This window comes from Chryseobacterium gossypii (assembly GCF_041361455.1).
GTDB classification, from domain to species: Bacteria; Bacteroidota; Bacteroidia; order Flavobacteriales; family Weeksellaceae; genus Chryseobacterium; species Chryseobacterium gossypii.
The window spans coordinates 11,685-33,689 of sequence record NZ_JBGCUR010000020.1 but is presented as its reverse complement, the minus strand read 5'-3'; the positions used below and the strand labels follow the sequence as shown (position 1 = coordinate 33,689).

The 22,005-nt window shown below is 37.6% G+C and carries 18 protein-coding genes; 9 read left to right on the top strand and 9 right to left on the bottom strand.

What is annotated here, in order from left to right; all coding sequences use genetic code 11:
• Window positions 1–53 precede the first annotated feature (53 nt).
• Window positions 54–434, bottom strand: a complete 381-nt coding sequence (mscL, locus tag ABMQ40_RS11620; RefSeq protein ID WP_370899733.1) for a large conductance mechanosensitive channel protein MscL — start codon at window positions 432–434, stop codon at window positions 54–56.
• A 159-nt stretch (window positions 435–593) separates the two neighbouring features.
• On the opposite strand from mscL, the gene ABMQ40_RS11615 reads away from it, so the two are divergent.
• The gene (locus tag ABMQ40_RS11615; RefSeq protein ID WP_370899731.1) at window positions 594–2,111 is read left to right on the top strand and encodes an NAD(P)H-hydrate dehydratase; all 1,518 of its coding nucleotides are present in this window, start codon (window positions 594–596) and stop codon (window positions 2,109–2,111) included.
• Between the two features lie 92 nt (window positions 2,112–2,203).
• Here the strand turns inward: ABMQ40_RS11615 and lgt are convergent, their stop codons facing one another.
• A complete protein-coding gene (lgt, locus tag ABMQ40_RS11610; RefSeq protein WP_370899817.1) occupies window positions 2,204–3,070 on the bottom strand; it encodes a prolipoprotein diacylglyceryl transferase in 867 nt (288 codons plus the stop codon).
• 432 nt (window positions 3,071–3,502) lie between these two features.
• On the bottom strand, window positions 3,503–3,745 hold the full coding sequence (yidD, locus tag ABMQ40_RS11605; RefSeq protein WP_370899729.1) for a membrane protein insertion efficiency factor YidD: 243 nt from the start codon (window positions 3,743–3,745) through the stop codon (window positions 3,503–3,505).
• A 99-nt stretch (window positions 3,746–3,844) separates the two neighbouring features.
• Here yidD and ABMQ40_RS11600 point away from each other — a divergent pair, with 99 nt between their 5' ends.
• A complete protein-coding gene (locus ABMQ40_RS11600) occupies window positions 3,845–5,122 on the top strand; it encodes a replication-associated recombination protein A (RefSeq protein WP_370899727.1) in 1,278 nt (425 codons plus the stop codon).
• Between the two features lie 51 nt (window positions 5,123–5,173).
• Here the strand turns inward: ABMQ40_RS11600 and ABMQ40_RS11595 are convergent, their stop codons facing one another.
• From ABMQ40_RS11595 to ABMQ40_RS11575, 5 genes are all read right to left on the bottom strand, one after another.
• The gene (locus ABMQ40_RS11595; protein WP_370899725.1) at window positions 5,174–5,605 is read right to left on the bottom strand and encodes a hypothetical protein; all 432 of its coding nucleotides are present in this window, start codon (window positions 5,603–5,605) and stop codon (window positions 5,174–5,176) included.
• Window positions 5,606–5,716: 111 nt separating this feature from the next.
• Entirely contained in the window at window positions 5,717–7,921 is a 2,205-nt protein-coding gene (locus ABMQ40_RS11590) for a DUF2339 domain-containing protein (protein WP_370899723.1), read from the bottom strand.
• A 117-nt stretch (window positions 7,922–8,038) separates the two neighbouring features.
• The gene (locus ABMQ40_RS11585) at window positions 8,039–8,758 is read right to left on the bottom strand and encodes a hypothetical protein (RefSeq protein WP_370899721.1); all 720 of its coding nucleotides are present in this window, start codon (window positions 8,756–8,758) and stop codon (window positions 8,039–8,041) included.
• Window positions 8,759–9,063: 305 nt separating this feature from the next.
• Window positions 9,064–9,912: a prephenate dehydratase gene (pheA, locus tag ABMQ40_RS11580; protein WP_370899719.1), complete on the bottom strand. Its 849-nt coding sequence runs from the start codon at window positions 9,910–9,912 to the stop codon at window positions 9,064–9,066.
• A 12-nt stretch (window positions 9,913–9,924) separates the two neighbouring features.
• Entirely contained in the window at window positions 9,925–10,338 is a 414-nt protein-coding gene (locus ABMQ40_RS11575) for an acyl-CoA thioesterase (protein ID WP_370899815.1), read from the bottom strand.
• A 137-nt stretch (window positions 10,339–10,475) separates the two neighbouring features.
• On the opposite strand from ABMQ40_RS11575, the gene dnaA reads away from it, so the two are divergent.
• From dnaA to ABMQ40_RS11555, 4 genes are all read left to right on the top strand, one after another.
• A complete protein-coding gene (gene dnaA, locus ABMQ40_RS11570; protein ID WP_370899717.1) occupies window positions 10,476–11,930 on the top strand; it encodes a chromosomal replication initiator protein DnaA in 1,455 nt (484 codons plus the stop codon).
• A 121-nt stretch (window positions 11,931–12,051) separates the two neighbouring features.
• Window positions 12,052–12,516 (top strand): low molecular weight protein-tyrosine-phosphatase, encoded by a 465-nt coding sequence (locus ABMQ40_RS11565; protein WP_370899715.1) that lies wholly within the window; start codon window positions 12,052–12,054, stop codon window positions 12,514–12,516.
• Window positions 12,517–12,533: 17 nt separating this feature from the next.
• Window positions 12,534–13,232 (top strand): SAM-dependent methyltransferase, encoded by a 699-nt coding sequence (locus ABMQ40_RS11560; protein ID WP_370899713.1) that lies wholly within the window; start codon window positions 12,534–12,536, stop codon window positions 13,230–13,232.
• A gap of 94 nt (window positions 13,233–13,326) precedes the next feature.
• Window positions 13,327–13,704 (top strand): hypothetical protein, encoded by a 378-nt coding sequence (locus ABMQ40_RS11555; protein WP_370899711.1) that lies wholly within the window; start codon window positions 13,327–13,329, stop codon window positions 13,702–13,704.
• A 76-nt stretch (window positions 13,705–13,780) separates the two neighbouring features.
• Here the strand turns inward: ABMQ40_RS11555 and ABMQ40_RS11550 are convergent, their stop codons facing one another.
• Window positions 13,781–14,620 carry a DUF4349 domain-containing protein gene (locus ABMQ40_RS11550; protein WP_370899709.1) on the bottom strand — a complete coding sequence of 280 codons (840 nt, stop codon included), beginning with the start codon at window positions 14,618–14,620 and terminating at the stop codon, window positions 13,781–13,783.
• Window positions 14,621–15,063: 443 nt separating this feature from the next.
• Here ABMQ40_RS11550 and ABMQ40_RS11545 point away from each other — a divergent pair, with 443 nt between their 5' ends.
• The 3 genes from ABMQ40_RS11545 to ABMQ40_RS11535 are packed head-to-tail and all read left to right on the top strand — an operon-like array spanning window position 15,064 to window position 22,001.
• Window positions 15,064–15,225 (top strand): hypothetical protein, encoded by a 162-nt coding sequence (locus ABMQ40_RS11545; protein WP_370899707.1) that lies wholly within the window; start codon window positions 15,064–15,066, stop codon window positions 15,223–15,225.
• Window positions 15,226–15,239: 14 nt separating this feature from the next.
• Window positions 15,240–15,515, top strand: coding sequence for a T9SS type A sorting domain-containing protein (locus ABMQ40_RS11540; protein WP_370899705.1), 276 nt, complete (start codon window positions 15,240–15,242; stop codon window positions 15,513–15,515).
• Window positions 15,516–15,530: 15 nt separating this feature from the next.
• Window positions 15,531–22,001 (top strand): RHS repeat-associated core domain-containing protein, encoded by a 6,471-nt coding sequence (locus ABMQ40_RS11535; RefSeq protein WP_370899703.1) that lies wholly within the window; start codon window positions 15,531–15,533, stop codon window positions 21,999–22,001.
• Window positions 22,002–22,005: the final 4 nt, after the last annotated feature.

Here is a 22,005-nt window from a genome sequence, read left to right as displayed (position 1 = left end):
TGATAGGACGATAATAAAAAACACCTCAGAACCGAGGTGTTTTTTAATCCGGATTATATATTATTTTTATTTTTCAGAATATCCCTGATCTCCATTAACAGCTTTTGGTCATCCGTAGGCCCTGCCGGAGCAGCCTCTTCTTTTTTCATAAGTTTGTTTGCTCCTTTAATAAGCCAGAAAAGTACCAAAGCTATACATAAGAAACTGATCACGGCCGAAAGGAAATTACCATAAGTAACCCCATGCCAGGAAAGTTTTGAAATGTTTTCCGCTCCCGCAGCTTTCAATGCCGGATTTAATAGTAATGGGGTGATTACATCCTCTACCAGAGAGGTAACAATCTTTCCGAAGGCTGCCCCTATGATTACACCCACTGCAAGATCAATCACATTGCCTTTAAATGCAAATTCTTTAAATTCTTTTACAAATCCCATAATTTATATTTTTTCTGTTTTGTGTTAAAAATATGAAAACTTTCAGACATTTCCTCATTTTTCGGAAATAAATATAAATGTCTACTTATACAAATCGTGATCATAATTATTTTAAAATTCTTTTGTAATTTAGAAAGAGTATTTTATAACTGAACAACCATGAAAGTTTTTACAGCCAAACAGATCCGTGAATGTGACACCTTTACCATCATCAATGAGCCGGTATCATCGGTACAGCTTATGGAAAGGGCTGCACAGGCATGTGTGAACTGGATTGCCGAACATTGCAAAAATCATAAAAATACAGCTGTTTTTTGCGGTAACGGAAATAACGGCGGGGACGGGCTGGCCATTGCAAGGATGCTATACCTGAAAGGCTTTGATGTGGATGTGTTTATCAGTGATTCCAAAGCCGGGTTTTCCGAAGATGCCACGATAAATCTTAAAAGACTGAAAGGTATTTCCGGGATCTCCGTAAAAGAATATAAAGATGCGGACCATTACCATTTTGATAATAAAACCATTATTATCGATGCGCTTTTCGGAACCGGATTATCACGGGCTCTGGAAGGGGAATATAAAAACCTGGTTGATCAGCTCAATTTAAAAAACAATATTAAAATTTCCATTGATACCCCTTCAGGACTTTTCGCAGATCATATTACCCCGGGAGACGCTACAATTTTTAAGGCGGATTATACGTTAAGCTTCCAGTTCTGGAAAAAAAGCTTTCTCCACTCCGAAACAGGGAAATACACCGGAAAAGTTGTTATTTTAGATATTGATCTGGATAAGGAATACATTGAGGAGGCCGGTACGGATGATTTTGTGATCGATGAAGCCATTATAACAGATATTTTCAGGCCAAGACAGGAATTTTCACATAAAGGAACCTTTGGAAAGGTTACCATAGCTGCCGGAAGCTACGGGAAAATGGGAGCGGCGGTACTTTCAACGCGGTCAGCTTTAAAAACCGGCGCAGGGCTTACATTTACACTGGCACCGAAATGTGGCTATGAAATATTGCAGATATCCTGTCCTGAAGCCATGTTTATAGAAGGAGGTGAACAATACATTCATAATTTTGAAATTGATGAAAGTTCCGTTTGTGGGATCGGTCCGGGCCTCGGAAAAGATGCGGAGTCAGAAAAAAATCTTCTAAAGTTTCTGAAAAGCTATTCCAAACCTTTAATCCTTGATGCGGATGCGTTAAATATCATTTCCGCTGATGAGAATAATTTGAAGCTGATCCCCCAAAAATCCATTATAACCCCTCACCCCAAAGAGTTTGAAAGACTATTCGGGGAAACCGGTAATTCTTTTGAACGGCTGGAACGGGCCCGGGAAAAATCACGGGGATACCAGATATATATTGTGCTGAAGGACCATCATACACAGATCATTACCCCTGAAGGAAAGGTGTATTACAATGTGACAGGAAATGCAGGTCTTGCAAAAGGCGGAAGCGGGGATATTTTAACCGGAATCCTTACCTCTCTCCTGGCACAGGGATATTCTGAAGAGAATACTGCCATCTTAGGGGTCTGGCTTCATGGCAGGGCAGCTGATTATGCGGCGGCAAAGTATTCTGAAGAATCAATGCTGCCTACTGATGTCATCAATGAATTTGGAAATGTGTTCAATGAGCTGAACAGGAAAACCCAGGTTAAGCTCTAGGATAAATCCAGATACCGATGGAATGATGATAAATAAAAAGCAGGTCTGCCGAATCCGCAAACCTGCTTTTTATTTATCGTTAGCAATTAAAACTATTCAGGCTTTTCGTTTTCAGCCTGGGTAATTGTAAACCTCTTGGATACTATCATAATAATAACTCCGGCAATCATAAAAGGTATGGAAAGTACCTGCCCCGTATTCAGAGAGCCCAGCTGGATAAATTCATCACCCTGAGGCATTTTAAGGAACTCTACAAAGAACCTGATCGCCCAGAGAATAATAAAAAACAGCCCGAACAGCCAGCCCTGCTGGTATTTCTTATTGGTTTTCCTGTATAAGATCCATAACAGGACAAATAAACAGACATATCCGAACGCTTCAAATAATTGTGTAGGATAGCGTGGTACGGTTACGCCATATTCACTGCTCTGCTGTGGAAAAAGCATCGCAAATGGAGAAGTGGGATCAACAGGCTTTCCGATAATCTCGGAATTGAAAAAATTACCCATTCTTACAAAGGCTCCTCCGAGAGAAATGACGATTCCCAGTCTGTCATATACCCAGAAAGGGTTTTTTCTGATGATTTTAAATGAATAATACAATGTGGTAAAAATCAGTGCAATGGTTGCTCCGTGGCTTGCCAGTCCTGAAAAGCCTGTAAACTTTAAGCCATTTTTGGTGCTGATCGGTAGAAACACACTCCAGAAATCTTCTTTGAACAATTCAGGCTGGTAAAAGATGACATGCCCTAATCTTGCTCCCAGAATGGTGCCGATCAGGGTCCAGGTGAAAAGTGGCTCAAGGTATTTCTGGTTGACATTATCGATTTTAAAGATTCTGGACATCAGTATATAGCCGAATCCAAAAGCAAAAATAAACATCAGGCTATAAAAATGAAGTGTGATTGGTCCCAGCTGAATCCCTTTGGCCGGATCCCATATCTTAAATGGTGTTTCCAGCCGAACCTCGTCGGAGCCTGCAATCGGCTTATCTGTTTTTACCGCATATTTGAAGGTCTCAATATTCTCTCTGGTAACCGGTACGTCAATTAACCTGAATTTTTTATCAAAAAACTGGTAATTGTCACTTTTGAATTTACCTAAGATGGTGGCACTGAAATCAAAATAGGCAGGATCAAAATTCGATTCATTCAGAATTACCAGCACATTATTATTGATGCTTCTGCCGGCAAAGCCGTTAAGCTCATCGATCTCTGTAGTCGCATAAATCTTTACGGGAATTTCGGCTGAATTTACCTTTAAGGTTCCGTCAGATAATCCGTCAGGATAATCCTGGGCAAAAAAGCATTGGGTGATGAATGCAAATAATACGAGGTAAATTCTGAAAAAAATATTACTCATCTCTATTTTTTTAATAGTTATTTACTGGTTTTACTTTTTGGGTGGAACAGGGTCATATCCGCTGCCTCCCCACGGATGGCACCTTGCAATTCTTTTCAGCCCGAGCCATAAACCTTTAAAAATGCCGTGAACCTGTAAAGCTTTCACCATATAATGGGAACAGGTGGGCTCATAGCGGCAGTTTTTGGGAAGCAGGGGCGAGATAAACCATTGGTAAAATTTGATTAAAATTACCAAAGGAAAAGTAATGATTTTATTGAAGGTGAGTTTCAAAACAATGCAAAAATAGGGTAAAAAAATTAAAATTAGTTTAAATTTGTTAGAAGTTTCAGCGGCATAATCTCTGAAGTACTTGCACAAAAATTAAATATCTTGAGCCAAAATATTCCATTAGCAGAAAAGTTAAGACCCAAAACATTGGACGATGTTCTTGGGCAGGAACATCTTACCGGAGAAAAGGGGACCATAAGGAAGATGCTGGAGAACAATACTCTCAATTCCCTGATCTTTTGGGGGCCGCCGGGAACCGGAAAAACTACGCTGGCCGAGATTATCTCTGAGCAATCGGGAAGGAAATTCTATAAGCTCTCTGCAGTTTCCTCAGGGGTAAAAGATGTACGGGACGTAATTGAAGATGCTAAAAAACAAAACCTGTTCTCAGGAAAATCCCCGATCTTATTTATTGATGAGATCCACCGTTTCAATAAATCACAGCAGGACTCATTGCTTCATGCTGTTGAAAAAGGATGGATCGTTTTGATCGGGGCAACAACAGAAAATCCAAGCTTTGAAGTAGTTTCGGCGCTGCTTTCCAGGAGCCAGGTATATATTTTAAAGGCATTGAGCTATGAAAAGCTGGAGGAGCTGATAGATATAGCTTCCGAAAGGTATAACAAGGATGAAAAAACAAAATTCAAGATCCGTGAAAAGGAAGCTTTCATTCAATATTCCGGGGGAGATGCAAGAAAGCTGATCAATTCCGTGGAGCTGGTGCTTAACCAGTATAAAAATACGGAAAAGAAGGAGATCAGCAATGAGGATGTGCTGGAGGTCTTGCAGGAAACCATGGCGCTTTATGATAAGAATGGCGAGCAGCACTATGATATTATTTCAGCCTTTATTAAATCCATGCGGGGAAGTGATCCCAACGGTACGGTCTATTGGCTGGCGAGGATGATTGCAGGAGGAGAAGATATTAAATTTATTGCAAGAAGGATGCTTATTCTTGCAGCGGAAGATATCGGCCTCGCTAATCCCAATGCTTTAGTGATGGCCAACAATTGTTTCCAGGCGGTTAATGTGATCGGAAACCCCGAAGCAAGGATCATTTTAAGCGAAACGGCTGTTTACCTGGCTGTTTCACCGAAAAGCAATTCAACTTATATGGCTATCAATGACGCCCTGGATTTGGTAAAGCGAACAGGTAACCTTCCTGTTCCGCTCCATCTGAGGAATGCGCCTACCAAGCTGATGAAAGATCTGAACTACGGAAAAGATTATAAATATGCACATTCATATGAAGGGAATTTTGTAGATCAGGATTTTCTTCCGCCGGAGATCCGGGATGTGAAGCTGTACGAGCCGGGAAATAATTCCACAGAGAAGAAGATTTATGACGAGCTGAAGAAAAAATGGAACAATAAATACTGAAAAAGGACACTCGTGTGAGCATCCTTCTAAAAATATATCTGGAAAATTGTTCTATTTGGTTTTTATGAACAAGGTCTTTTTTCCTGCATTGTCCTTTACTTCCATTTTTGTCAGGATATCGCCAAAAACTTTTGTATCCGTATCGGTGAATTCATAGCCGTCAATAAAAACGGGAGTTTCCTTTGCGATATTTTGCTGCTCGTTCAGCTGTGCCAGAGATATCCTGTCTAAGTTCTCATAACCGTTTTTAATTTTAAATTCAACGATCCCGTTTTCTGCCAGATAGCTGTATTTCTTCAGATTCTGAGGCAGATTGGCTGGTGTTTTATATACATTCATACTTTGTATGATGTTTTTTTTGTTGTTGAACATATCTACTGTACCAACGATATCATTGGCAACCGCAAATTTTGTTGTAGTATTCTTCTGCGCAAACAATGTTGCCGAAGAAAATACCAGAAGAGAATAGAATATTTTTTTCATATCTATTAGAATAAGTAACTGTTAAAAACTTGATAAATATAATTATTTTTTATAAAATATGAACTAAAATTTATTAGGGGTTAAAAAAATATTTATAAATAGACAAAATTATTAAGATTTTGAATTGCTGTCGTCATTGCGTTCAACAAGGGTTTTAATAATCCTTTTCAGCCTCTGGAATAAAAAAGAGCTTAATAGCAGAATAATCCCCAGGACAGTAAATGCGATGATTCTTGAAATATTATCCATCTGCCATACATCATAAGCGTATAATTTTAAAACCGTGATGCCTACAAGGGTAAAGCCGGTTTTATTGAGCTCCGGAATATTCTTTCTGATACCGGTATAGATGAAAACACTTGCGAGAATGGCCCAGATTACAGGCAAAAATAAAATACTAAAATGCTTTTGGTATTTACCGATCTCGGCTATATGCTGAACGTTTCCGAGAATATACAGATGATAAAGCTCAAAACTTAAAGTGACCACCCACACAGAACAAAATATCCAGTAAGAGAACGGTTTCTTAAAAAAGTCAGTTTTTGAAAACATCCTTACATTGAAATAGATAAAGGGAATGAGGTAGAGCAGATATATGCCATAAAAATCTCCCCGGACTTTCCTTTCCAGGATGTCGTTTATAGTTTCAGAACCGGCCAGGGAGGTATGGCAGATGATTAATGCTGAAAAAGTGTAAAAAAGCCCTGTTTCAATATATCCGCCGATATTCAATACCTTACGGAACAGCAATAAAATGAAAATATAGTAGACCGTAAACAATGTTCCAATGCAGGCGATCACCGTTAAAGGCCTTTCCGAAAGATGATAGGTGATCTCCAGTAATAAGGCAATATAGATGACCCCATAGCTGAGCACGGTAAAAGTATTCTCAAAAAAGCCGGGCTCAGATTGACGGTTGTCAGATAGTTTTCTTAATAAAAATAAATTGATGAAGATGGTAACGGCCATTACTGTACTTGTAAGGAATACCGGGTTAAAAATAATGCTGAGGTCTTTAGCATGGAGGTATTGGCTCCATGTGATCATCTGAGCGGCAACAGCCAGGGGAAACAGGATATAAAAAGCCCTTTTAAAGATAGTATGCCCGTTTTTTTTCCAGATAAATAGCAATAAGGTAGCTTCAATAGCCCAGACACTTGTTACCAGATGCGTTTTAAACTGTAATGCAACGGCTATGGTAATCAGGCTTATCGTTATCCCGGTAAATACTGAATAATCAGCTCCGAAGCTTTCCTTCCTGTATTCCCTTCCGAGCAATAAGCCGTTCAATACCGCGAAAATCACGGGAAATATGATCACAGGCTCATAATGTAGCTTATTAAAAGTATACACCAGACCCAGGATGCTGCTGAAATTTATAAGAACCAGCATTAAGATGTCAGAAGATGACAAAAGATTATTTCTGCTATAATTCTGTAATGCAAAGGCATAGAAGATTATATAGGTGACCATGTAAAAATAAACGCTCAGGATATCAGTTTTTTCTGCTGTCCAGTAAAAGAGATAAGCATTGGTGAAAATAAAAGCAACCCAGCCAATGCTTTTCCAGTGCTTAAGAAAAACAATGGCCAGCATTCCGGTATTTAAGACGGTCAAATAGCTGAAAAGAAACAGGTAATTGCTCTGTCCGGTGCTTACCATCAAGGGGGCCAGGAATCCTCCGAATAATGAGAAAATGATCAGGACCTCACTTTTATACCAGTAAGAAAGCGCAATGGAAATGAGAGTAATAAGGCAGGTAATGGAAAAAGCCAGATTTTGTGAGAACAGATGATATTCCCGGAATGCGATAGTGATTGTAAAATATAAAACCGCTATCCCGCCTCCCGTAAGGATGGAAGAAAAAACTGTATAATTCCTTTTGAGAAAGTAGCCGACCGCCATGATGGCAGCCCCGGTTAAAACTCCGATTCCCACTCTGCCCGTTTCGCCGATCCAGTTCTTATCAATGGCATATTTTACGAAATAGCTTATTCCCAGAACAAGCGTGAAGATGCCTATGATGGTTAAGGCGTTCTGTTTTAAAAAATCCAGAACAGGGGAGACCCGGTCTTTGAGGGGCTTATCAGGACCCGGCTCATCTTCAAAATAAGATTTGGGTTCAGGCCGAGCATTAAAAGGCGCTTGCGGCTGTTCTTCCAGCTCTTGTATTCCTTTCTTTTCAACTTGTGATCCATCCGTTATTTTTTTGTTGAGCTCAGAAATTTCATCTTCCAGCTTCCGGATCTTATTATTTAAATGATTAAAAATAATAATGATCATAATGATCAGTATGACGAAAAAGGAATATGCCATTTTATGTTTGTTTGATCAAATATAGTCAAATGTTGACAAAGGTCTTTAAACAAGTTAATCCATCATACACGGTATGATGGATTGACTTGTGTGAAATGGTTAACTTAAATGTCCTTTTTAGTTAGAAACTTTATAGATGGAGAACGCGGCCGTACTTGAACCTAATAATCCAAGTTCCAATGCTGAGGTGCCTGTAAGTCCAAAGCTGACCTTATCTCCTGCCTGGAACATATAAAGAGCATTGATGCTTGCTTCTGAAATGGTCAAGCTTACCAATCCAAGATTCGCTCCGCTGAAAGAACGCGTGTCTATCATGGTGCCTACACCGGCTCTGTCTCTCAGGATTCCGATACCCGGAGATGAAGATAATAATGCTGCCTGTAGCCCGGTACCATAACGGAAAGAATAGCTGATCGCGTAAACTCCTGTTGACGGGATGGTGTAAGTATTATCCGAATCAGAGAATAATGAAGCCGCCCCTACGGTTCTTTCGGTTGTAAGGAAGTTTATAGATCTGAACCCTGAAGGAAATACTCCAAGATTAACAAGGCTGATTCCGGAGGTCTTTTTTGCGGCATATACAGATGCATTTGTATTCACAGCACTGAAAAAGGCGTTCGAATCAATTTTTGATACCTGAGAAGTTGCTTCATCCACTGCCATGATCTGATAACCTGGAAGGGCAGTAACCAAAGGCATATCATGTACCTTTAATGTACCGTTAACATCTAATGATGCTGTGGGAATAGGAGTGTTAATACCTACCCATCCACTTTGCTGTGAAAAAAAAGGGAGTGCGGCCAGTGATAATACTAGACTGTAAAATTTTGTTTTCATGTTTAAAAAATTAATTGTTAATGGTTTTCTAGATAGTTTATTAATCAATACTTTACAGGCAACAAATTACGCATCTTTGCATTGATAAATATTTAAATTAATGTTAATTTTTATGATCATATCATTAATTATAATACTATATATTTAGTAAATATACGTATAATAATTTAATATGAATGCATTACACAAATTTAATTGTCTTTTTTGAGTTTTTTTGTAATTGGCTGTCTTTAAATTATTATGTTATGCATAATATATGCGCTTTTCAATGCTTTTTTTGAAATAAGTATTTGAAAATTAAAGTACTAGCTTTTCAATAGAAATTCTTTGTAGCTTCCAAGAAAGTCTACCTCTGCATCAATGGATCTGAGCTCTGCCAGGGCGTTTTCATGCAGAATGCTTTCCCATTTGCCTTCGACATTGATGAAAAAGAAATATTTTCCAAGGCCGGTTTTCAGGGTTCTGGACTCTATCTTGCTTAAATTCATCTTTCTCCAGGCAAAAACCGATAAAACCTGATGAAGCCCTCCTGCATGATCTTCAGGAAGAGTGACCAGCAAGCCTGATTTTTCTCCTAAGATCTCAAGATGGTCATTCATATAAGAGGTCTGTTGGCTGGATATAATGATAAATCTGGTATGATTCTGTTCAAAATCCTGGATGTTGTGGTTGATGATCTGTAAGCCGTACAAATTGGCAGCAAACTGATTGGCCACCGCAGCCAGCTTCAGCTCCGGGTTTTCAGAGACATACTGTGCCGCTGCAGCCGTAGAGGCAAAATCAAGCCTTGGGACTTGTTTGTAGTGGGTGTCCAGAAAATGGAAACTCTGGGCCAAAGCCTGGGGATGGGAGTATATTTTTTCTATACTTCCGGGATTATTTCCGGGATGAATCATCAGGTGGTGGGCAATGGGCATTACGGCTTCAGCTTCAATCTTTATGGAAGGTATTTTATATAAGAAGTCCAGAGTCATGGAAACCGTTCCTTCAATTGAGTTCTCAAGAGGAACCACTGCCTTGTCCGCTTCCCCGTTTTCAACGGCATGGAAGCAATCCAAAATATTAGCCTGTGGGATAAGTTTATACTCAGGGAAAAGTTGTGTGGCGGCAAGCTGTGTAAAGCTTGCCTGAGGGCCAAGAAATGCGATTTTCATATTGTTTGTGTTTTATTCAGGCTTCCAGTTTTCTTCGATAAGCTTTACTAAGAAATCCGGACATTTGATGATTTTATTTGTTTTGGCATCTAAAAAAAAGAGGGTGGTAGAGGCTTCAGTTATTTTAATATGCTTTCCATTGTAAATTTCATATTCAAACTCAATTCTTACTCCCGGAATTTTTTTTACATAGGTATGGATTTCCAGTTCTTCGTCATATAAAGCCGGACGTAAATATTTAATTTTATACTCCGAAACCGGTAGCCAAATTCCTTGGTTTTCAATCTCATTATATGGCATTCCTATGCTCCGGAAAAGTTCAACCCTGCCGACTTCCAGGTACTCGGCATAGTTGCCGTAATATACGTATTTCATAGGGTCTGTTTCTCCGTAAAGCACTCGTATTGAATGAGTTGTGTGTATCATTTTTACTGTTAAATTATACATACAAATATATTTTTAAATAATCAATACCCGCAATATTTTTTTTTAAAAATAAAAAATTAGACCTTTGTCTTCCTTCTACAAAAAAATACTAACTAAGAATTTAATCGGGGCATAATATGGATGAAAATTTAATGTTGATATGGCAGAAGTGCCTTCAGTTCATGTGGGATAATCTGAATGCAGCTGAAGACAATTCTGATTTGAAAAAGCTTGAAAAATCTTTCGATTTGCTATTTGATAAAGTTCAGCCGATTTCATTGGTTGATAATAACCTTACATTGATGGTTCCGAGTGATTTTTACAAGGAATATATTGAAGATAATTACCTTTCTCTTCTTTCTGCTGCCCTGAAGAAAAATATAGGAAAAGGAGTGAAATTATGGTATTCTGTAATGGAAAATAAGCCTGCCGGTTTAGAAAAGCCCGTTACCATGAATATGAAAGGGAAAAGTGTTCCTACTCCGAAAATCCAGGAAACCATGCCACAAGGCTTTTCATCCAATATTGTGAACCCTTTTGTAGTGCCGGGAATAAAAAAAGTGAATATCGATTCTAATCTGAAATCAGATTTTTCATTTGACAATTATGTAGAAGGGGAAAGCAACAAGTTTGCCGCTACCGTGGCAAAATCTATTGCAAAAAGACCGGGAGCAACGGCATTCAACCCTTTATTTTTGTATGGAGGCTATGGAGTAGGGAAGACCCATTTGGGCCAGGCTGTAGGTCTGGAAGTTAAAAACCAGTTTCCCGATAAAGTAGTTCTTTATCTCTCTTCGGAAAAATTCATCCAGCAGTTTATATCCGCTGCGAAAGCCCATAAGCAGACAGAATTTGCCAATTTCTACCAGATGGTGGATGTCCTGATTATTGATGATATCCAGTTCCTGTCCGGAAAATCGGCAACCCAGGACAGCTTCTTCCATATTTTTGATTACCTGCATCAGAATGGTAAACAGATCATCCTGACATCAGATAAAGCACCCGCAGATATCATGGATATTCAGGACAGAATTGTTTCCCGTTTCAAATGGGGACTTTCCGCAGAAATCAAATCTCCGGACTATGATACCCGTAAGAAAATTATCATTGATAAACTGAGCAGGGACGGTATTGTACTTACAGAAGATATGCTTGATTTTCTGGCCTCTGAAGCAAAAACCAATGTAAGAGAGCTTATAGGGGTCATCAATTCCGTTATTGCCTATTCCACGATCTATAAGTCGGATCTGAGCCTTGATCTACTGAAAGAAACCATTAACAAAATTGCTGCTAATCAAAAGAAAATCATTAATATCCCATACATCCAGGAAGTCGTGTGTGAATATTTCGGGATCAAAAGAGAGCAGCTTTTATCCAAGACAAGGAAAAGAGAAATCGCCCTTCCAAGGCAGTTGGCAATGTACTTTGCCAAGGAGTTCACCAATGCCACATTTACTAAAATCGGTGAAGAGATGGGAGGAAAAGATCATTCAACCGTAATGTATGCCTGCGAAACCATAAAAGATGTTTCTAAAATTGACAAGGAAGTAAAAAAATATGTAAAAGAGCTTACAGAACGTATCAAGCACTAATAGTTTATTGAAATAATGGAAATGGAGAATAATTTTTATTCTTCATTTTTTTATTTAGCTTTGCTGAAAAGCTGAAGCTATTGATAATCCGAATACTTAATTTAATCTTTGAAAAGTTATTATGAAAATACTCATGGTTTGTCTCGGAAATATATGCAGAAGCCCTATGGCAGAAGGAATTATGAGAACAAAACTTCCCGCAGATTTTTTCGTAGATTCCGTAGGGACCATCTCCCAGCATGAAGGCGAACATCCGGATAAAAGAGCTATAAAGACTGCTGCCAATCACGGGATCGATATTTCAGGACAGGTATCAAGGCCCATTTCAAAATCGAATCTGGAAAATTTTGACCGGATCTACTGTATGGATATTGATATCTTTGAAGATGTGATTTCAAAAGCAGAAAATGAAGAACAGAGACAGAAGATTTTTTTGTTCCTGGAAGCTGCGGGAAATCATGAAAATGCGGAGGTTCCTGACCCATACTGGGGTGATATGGATGATTTTGAAAATGTTTTCCGGATTCTGGATGATGGCTGCAATAAGATAGCGCATCAGCTTAAGCTTACTCGCGACAATTCATAACTGATAATTCTCTACTCATGCTTTTCCTACTTCCAGCTTATCTATCGGAAAATACGCCGATCACTCATTTTTCTCCTGTTCTGAAGGATTATATAATGCAGACGGATTATTTCTTTGTAGAAAACGAGAAAACCGCAAGGCGGATCATTAAATTCTTCGCTCCGGAGAAAAAGCAGGCCGATCTGAAGCTGTTTTTGCTGGATAAATACACTGAAAATGACGATATCAAGGATGCTCAGGAATTGATGCTGAAAGGACAGGATTTTGGTTTGCTTTCTGAGGCCGGCCTTCCCTGTATTGCTGATCCTGGAAATCTTATTGTGAAATGGTGCCATGAAAAAAGCATCAGGGTTATACCTGTTTCAGGGCCATCATCCATTATCCTGGCTTTGATATCCAGTGGTTTTAACGGACAGGAGTTTACTTTTAACGGATATCTGCCGATAGAAAGAGGCGAAAGAAAAAAGCAGCTGCTTCATCTGGAAAGCCTGGTACAAAAGACCGGCTATTCCCAGATTTTTATGGAGACACCGTACCGGAATAACCAGCTTTTTGAAGATTTGTGCAAGTTCCTCTCACCGGAGACCAGGCTTTGTATAGCTGCTGACATCAACGATCCTGAGCATGAATTTATTAAAACTAAGAAGATCGGCAACTGGAAAAAGTCACAGCCTGAACTTCATAAGATCCCGGCAGTGTTTGTTTTGGGCAGATGAACTTGTCGTTTGTGTAAAGTTACATTTAACAGCCGTTAACGTAAAATTTGCATTATTCTTGTTTTATTAAGACATAACTTAAAAAAATTAAATTATGTCTGATAAAAGATTAGCAGGAATCTGGATAGATACTGAAAAGGCCATCGTTGTAAAAAACCACGATGCCCGGAGTGCTTCCGATTTTTTTCTTTGCAAACCGATAAAAGCAGAAATACAGCATGGGAACTCCAGTGAGAATGCGGGAAATAATGCCGAAATAAGCAATAGGAACAAGTACTTCAAAGAAATCGAACGCTTACTTACCAACACCCAGGAGCTATATATTACGGGGCCTGGTGTTACCCAGGAGGAACTGAAACATCATCTCCAGGATATCGCTCAGTTCAGGGACCTGAAGATAACATTGGGAACATCCCAGCAGATGTCTGACGAGCAGGTACTGGAAACAGTGAAAGAACATTTTAAAGTTTAGAACCGTAAAACCGTAAAAATAATAAGATCCGGGCATGATCATATCCGGATCTTGTATTACAAGCCGGTATATAAAGCTACTTTTTATTTCTCCTTTTCCATTTCTTCCACACAAAAATGATGAATGGTATGATCAGTAAAAATGGCCAAAGGGAAATCAGCCCTAGGAAAAAACTCACAAAACTGTTCCACCCTTCCGTAAGTGAATCCGCAAAGCGGTTTCCAAAGCCTATTTTTGAAGTTGCGGAGCTTCTTATCTTTTCCCTGTACAAGGTGAGGTTCAATGTGCTGTGATTCACCCGGTCATCAATAAAACGGAGTTTGCCCTCGGCAACATCAATCTCGTCTTCAAGCTCACGGATATTTTCCTGAATTTCAAGGATATCTTTTGTGGTAGCCGCACTTTTAAGCATATCACGGTATTTCTCAAGATATATTCTCTTATTGGCCAGCCTTATGGAGACATCCGTATATTCTTCGGTCACATCATTGGAAGATACATTCTTAGAGATAACGGAGCCGACATCGCTTGAAAAGGAATTAATTAAAGCATCAAAATTTTTATACGGAATGCGGATAATGAGGCTCAGATTTTCTTCAGTATCGGTATTGCTGAACTTTTCGGTCTGAATGTAAGCTTGGTTTTTCTTTAATATCCCGTCTACCTGGTCCCGGGCCTTTTTAATATCCCCAATCTGGATGGTCATTTCACCATTTTTGATGATCTTTCTGGCGATAGTATCTGTTTTGGCTGGAGAAGTTTTTTTATCTGATGAAGGATCAGGCATTAATTTTTCTGAAACATTTGACGGAGGTTCTGGGGCCGATAACATCACCGCTTCGGCTTCTGAAACCTGTTGCGTTTTATTACAATTAAAAAATACGAGTAAAAATAAGGATAAAAATAGTCTTCCCATGATTGAGTTTTTTTGAGTCTGATCAAAAATCGTGCTTAAAATGCGCTTTTAAAAGCTTAACAACAAAAAAATGATTGATCGAGTCTTTCTGGATTGGAGAATTCTTCGCAGTACTTCTTAAACGATATTTCAGTTCCGCGCCTTTCGCATTTTATTATGTATGATCCGCCATTCCCCTTAGCTTATCCTAAAAGTAGATAAAATTAATGGTTTATAGTTATACAGTATGAAGATACTTCTAAAAGGCTTGGTAAATAAGAATATATCCGTAAAAATTCCATTTTCTTTTATGTTATTTTTCACATTGTAGGGAATAATTTAAATGTATATATTAGCTACCAAAAACATATCAAAATGAAACAAAAATTATTATCGTCACTGGCGTTGGTTTTACCTTATCCAAAATTTACAAGTTCATATCACTAATTTTTAAAATAAACTTTATGAGAAAAAAAGCATTCTCCCTATTTTCTTTATTAATAGGGTTCCTGGGGTTTTCCCAACCGAAGTCTACTTCAAATATGACGAAGCAGGCAATCAACGGTATCGTGGTCCGGATGCCAATGCAAAACAGGCGCCAGAAACTTTGGCGAAAACAGAATTAAAATCGGCTTTCATAATGGATGAAAAAGCATTTTGGAAGCAAATACGCTTGTATCCCGTTCCGGTTAACGATGTGCTAACTATTGATTGGTCCGAAGAAGTGGATGGACTTATAGAATCAGTTTCACTGTATCAGCATAGTACGGTACACTGGAAGTTTCAGCAGCAAAATTTTCCGGACTTGAATAAACAGCTTAAAATTAATATGTCAGGTTATGATTGGGGGGTATACATATTACGTTTCACTTTGAAAGACGGAAGGATTTTTAGTAAAAACATAACCAAAAGATAACACAAAAACACAACTATGAAATTTTATAACAATAAACGAAAATCCTTTTTGTCTTTTGTACTGCTTTTGATTTCAATGGTAGGTTTTGCACAAACTACTCCGGTACAGTATTTTCATGATACTAAAGGAAATATTGACGTTAATGGAGCCGGACAGCTTCAGTTTTCTTTGCCAATTGCTTTACCGCCTGGTATAAAAAGCGTAGCACCACAGGTGAATCTTGTTTATACCAGCGGATCATCCAATGGAGTTGTAGGCTATGGATGGAATATTTCCGGAATTACTTCGATTTCAAGAGCTGGAAAAAATATTGAAAAGGATGGGGAAATGAGAGGGGTTCAATTAGATTATTCTGATTTTTATAATTTTAACGGACAAAGGTTAGTTCTAAAATCCGGGGTATATGGAAAAGATGGAGCCGAATATGTCACAGAAAAATTTTCCAATACAAAAATTAAATCTATTGGTGCTGTAACTGGACAAGCATGGCAAGGACCAGAATATTGGGAAGTCACCTTTGCAGATGGATCACAGGCTTGGTATGGAGCAACAAGTTCAGGGGATAGTAATGCGAGAACTCCATTAGAATATAATATTGTGAAATGGAAAGATTCGCAGGGAAATTATATCACATATAATTATTTACAAGATACAGGAACTAATGTTGCAGTAATTTCTTCCATTAATTGGGGAGGAAATGAAACTTTAGGAAAACCACATTATAATGAAATTGGATTTACTTATAATGCAACATCTACTCGGGGACTTATAGAACAGTCTTATGTAAACGGAATATCCCTTATTCAAGATAAGTTATTGAACAATATTATTGTGAGGACTAACAACTCTCAATATAGAAAATACGAAGTAATATATCAATCTGACAATACAAAATATCAATTTGTACAAAAAATACAGGAATATAATGCAGATAATCAGCCTGCGAATCCAATTGAATTTTTCCGGCAGGAAAATCTGTCAAATAGCGGATATGTTTCTAATGGATCTTGGAAAAATTTTTATGATCTTAAATTGAGTGGTGATTTTCGGGGAACACATATTACAGATTTTATAGTAGATAAATCACCTACAATCGGTCCGGATGGATACTATTTGCTTTTAGGAAATGGGTTTGACAGCCCGGCATATTATTTGGGTACAGAGAATGTCTATCAGGGTGCAATTCCGATTAATATTAAAGATGCTAATAATACTGTAAGTAGCAGGCAGGGGTTTGTTTCTTATTCTATAAATCCCACGACAAAAGATTTAACTTTTAAATATTATCTTATTGATTTATCCCAACCTATTGATTATTCAAGTGGATTATCTATTATGTATCCTAACGCATTATCTTTAGTGGGGACAAAAGTTATTGCAGGTAATCAATGGGATGAGAGCGAAAGTAATTTCTCCAATCCTTTTAGTACCTATAATAAAACCACAACCATAAAAAAGCTTATTTCGTATGATATTGATGGAGATGGTGTCTCTGAAATCTTAATCGAAAAAAATAATAACATAACCAATAGAGTATGTACTGTATCAGGTAATCAATTCCCAACAGAGGATGACTGGCAAACATCTACCTATGACGAGAGTAAATATTTTGTAATCAAACAACAGGACAATTCTTTCCCATTTTTCCAATTTTATGTTGATAAAAGTGAGAATCTTTTATTTGGTGATTTTAATGGTGATGGAGTTGAAGATATTGGAAAATCTTCTTCTACAGTATCTGCTATCATAAATGGAGAGTCTGTACCTGGAAATATCCTAAAAGCATACAATCTGAAAAAAGATGCACAAGGAAATTTAAGCTTATATGAAGTTTTTTCTGCGGATTATTCTGGGCTTTCTTCACAAGCGCAAATAGGAGATTTTAATGGAGACGGTCTATCTGATTTATTTGTACGTACCAATGTTAATAATCACTACATTGTCAACCTGAATACCGGAATAAACTTTGTAAAAACGCCATATTTTAATGATTTTAATTCGACTGAAAATTACACCAGCTCTCAAAATGGCACTTATTCTACAGCCAAAGTTTTAGATATAAATGAAGATGGAAAATCTGATATCATAAATTTTAGTTCAAGCTATAATATTGCATCACCCACTTCAGCAAGTTCATCATTTTCAATAAGAGTTAGTGAAAGTCAGGGGTATTTGAATGGGAGAATTCAATTTGTGTCTAATCAGACCGTTACTGATAATTATAGCTATCCTGTTATTTTTAGAGACATTTTAGGGTTAAGACAGAATCAATTATATATTTACAGGTCATCAAATCAAACAGAAGGAAGTATCAATAATTATGGTCATTATTCTAATCTTCAGAGACCAATTAATAGAATTATACAGGGAGGAAATACAACATCAATTTTTTATGGTTCTACAAATAATTCAGCAATATATTATAAGCCGGTAAAAAGTGAACAATATCCATTAATGGAATTAGAGAATGTAAATTCAGAATTCGTTTCCAGTATTTATGAAAGTGGAAGTCAACCTAATAGTAATAGATTTAAAGAATTTCGTTATCGTGGGCTTATTATAAATCTACACAATAAGAAGACCATTGGTTTTAGACAAATGGCAAGTTCTTCATGGAATTCAAAAGTTTATCCTGCAAACAATTTACTTAGAACAAACCTATGGTCAGGAACCGAAACCGATCCATTGAATGAGGGAGCACCTGTAAAAGAATGGTCTATCAGAACAAATGATGAATCTAAAATTTTTCCGGCCGATATTTCTGAAAACAATACCCAATTATTAAGTTTTAAATCTACAACATACCAAACTGACAAGCTTCTCAACGGTCAGGTAGTGACCACGGTTCCGGATGCGGATAAACCTAAAATAGTTACTGTCATTCTTCCAAAAACAACTAAAGAAAAAGATTTCTTAACAGGGGCAATTGCCGAAAGTACGATTACTTATGGACAGTATTATCTTCCCGTACAAAATGTATCAAAGATTAACACCAACTATGCGGTAACGTCCAAAATTTATGATTATTACAATAATCCTTCAGGAACAGGATCAGATTACTACATAGGACGTGTTAAGTCGAAAACAGAAACGGTACAGGCATACGGTGATACAAAGTCAGGCAAAGAAGAATTTTCCTATGATAGTAACCTTCTAAAAACTATAAAAAAATGGAATCGTGATAATACGGCGTACATTTTAAATACTTTTAATTATGATGGTTTTGGAAATGTTACCCAAAAAGTAACAAGCAACAACATTGATTCCGGAACCGAGACTACAGCTTCATTATACGATGCAGACGGAAGGTTTGTAGTAAAGACAACAGATAATTTAGGGTTGGAATCTTCGTTTAATTACAACATTTGGGGGCAGGTATTAACCCAGACAGACCCCTTAGGCAATACCATAACCAATACCTATGACCATTGGGGTAAATTGCTTTCCTCTACAAGCAATCTTGAAGGTGCAACCACCTATACCTATGAAAGAGACAGCAATTCTAATATTACTGTTACGAAGTATAGCCCGGATGGTGATGTATCAAAAAGTATCACAAATAAGCTAGGACAGGAATATAAAGTCACAACCAAGGCTTTCGGACAGGGACAGTTTGTCTCCAAAGAAACTGAGTTTGATGTATTGGGAAGAAAAATTAAGGAATCCGAGCCTTATTTTGAGGGGCAAAGCCCAAGCCAGTGGAATACTATCGTTTATGATGATTCAGTGTTCCCTGCCAAAGTTACGGCTACAGCTTTTAACGGTAAGCAAACGGAAACAGCGGTTTCCGGGTTAACAACAACCGTTAAGGAGATCAATGGCAATGTAAGAACCTACACCAAAACGGTTGATGCATTAGGCAATACAATCTCCACCACCGATAAAGGAGGTACAATAACCTATTCCTATAATGCAGCAGGAGAGCAAATTCAGGCTAAATATGAGCAGAATACTGTTTCTACCGGGTATGATTCATGGGGAAGAAAATCTCAATTTAATGACCCTTCTAACGGCTTATACAAATATGAATACAATGGGCTAGGACAGCCTACGAAAATAATAAGCCCGAAAGGAACGAAACAATACACCTACAATAATCTAGGACAGCTTATCAGCCAGACGGAATTATCGTCCGATGGGATTTCTACAAATAAAACTATGGCTTTTACGTATGATACTAAAGGCAGGCTTACTGCTAAATCGGGTACATCCAATGGAAAAGCTTATAGTTCAACCCTTGAATTTGATACCTACGGCAGGATAAAAACGAAGACTGAAAACAGTAATGGCAAAATCTATGCTGAAAAAGGATTCTTCTACGATGCTCAGTCGAGGGTTAGTTCTTATACGAAAAGTCTAACGTCTTCAGGTATCATTACTGAAGTAACAATTATGCATAAATATAATGATTGGAATGGTGAACTATACCAGTTAAGGGATAAGAAAACAGGCATGGTTCTTTGGGAACTGCAAAGAGCCAATGCCAAAGGACAGGCACTTACTTCTAAACTTGGAGCAGTAAGCATTAATAATACCTATGATAATAATGGGTTCTTTACCAATATCAATCATTCATCTGTTGTTAAACCTGATATTCTTAAAATATCATATTCCTTTGATGCTTTAAAGAATGAATTGAAGTATAGAAAGACGGAAGGAGATTTTTATATTGAGGAAAATTTTGATTATGATGACAATAATCGTTTGGTCAATTGGACAGATCCGGTAACAGGGGTTAAACCGTCCTCCAACCGAAACACATACGATGTTAAAGGAAGGATCATGGAAAACGACCAGGTGGGAACCATGAAGTATGAAAATTCTGCTAAGATCTATCAACCTACCGGAATGATTTTAAATGCTGCCGGAACCCAAAACTATAACAATGATTTGATTCAGACCATTGCCTATAACGAAAATAACGATCCCATATTCATTGACGGGCTAAAAGGGGATGTAAATTTTGAGTATGGATTAACATCAATGCGACAGAGAGCTTCCTATGGAGGAAATTTTGCATCGGACAAGTATGGGAAATTCACAAAATTATATAGTGAAGATGGAAGCTTTGAAGTGACTATTGACAATACAACCAAATTAGAAAAGCATATGCTTTACATTGGTGGCACACCTTATGAAAGCAATATTATTTACTTGAAGAATTATAAAGATACATCAGGTTCTTATAAATTCTTGCATAAAGATTATTTGGGAAGCATCCTTGCCATAACTGACGAGAAAGGGAAAAAGCTGGAGCAAAGACACTTTGACGCGTGGGGGAACCTTACCCATTTACAATTAAATACCGGAAGTATAATTACCGAAAAACCTGCATTAGAGAAAATGATAGCAAAGTATGGTTTAATCACAGATCGTGGTTATACAAGCCATGAACATTTCTTTGAAGTAGGCATTGTCCACATGAACGGAAGGTTGTATGACCCTCTGTTAAGAAGATTCCTTAATGCAGATGAGAATATACAGGACCCTGCCAATACCCAGAATTATAATAAGTATGGGTATGTGATGAATAATCCGATGATGTATAATGACCCGAGTGGAGAGTTTATAGCGTGGCTTATTGGGGCTTTGGTAGGAAGCTATTTAAATGGCGTTCAGGCCAATAATGGTAATTGGAACCCTGTAAAGTGGGACTGGAAACATACCTGGACTGCCGTTCTTGGTGGAGGAATTGCCGGAGCTGCTATTGGTGGAGCGATACAAAATATTAGTGCAAATGGGACAAAAATGATTCAAAATTCCGTAGTGGGTGCTGTTGGAAGTATTTTTAATGGAATAGCAAATGGACAGAACATTTTTAAAAGTGCCTTAATAGGATTCTCAGGAATAAATTACTCATTTAATTTATCAGGAAATAGTGTAACTTCAACGGATATTTCAGATAGCCCATATGGAGGGTATAAAACAAATTCTGAGGATTATGGCTTTGTAAGTGCTTCTTATGCTATAAACGATGAAGAGCCTGTAAGTTTCTTTGGAAAAAATGATGATAATGTTTTTCATGAGAAATTTAATGAAATGTATAATTTGTTCAAGAATACAAAAGGGGACGGAATTTTTAGGGTATACTCTCACGGTAATTTTGAAATGTTATTTAATGGTGAAGAAAGAATAAAAAGTGCAAAATCTTTTGATGCTGTAATGAATTCTAAAAATTCTAATTGGAAAAATGTAGACAAAATGAAAGATCCTATTTTGATATTGTTTGCTTGCTTATCAGGTACTGACAATCGAGGTCAAAAGAATTCCATGGGATTACAAATATCTAAAGCACATCCAAATGTTACGGTTTTTGCATTTAATGGTTTTGTGACTTATGATACAAGCGTAGGAGGTATACAAAATAGTAATCTTAGACAAGGTTCTGGTGATGGTAATGGCATTATTAAAGTATATTATGGAGGCAAGGCTATTGTAGCCTATGAATATCGAGAATTTCTTAAACATTACCCCGCATTTAAATAAAAAC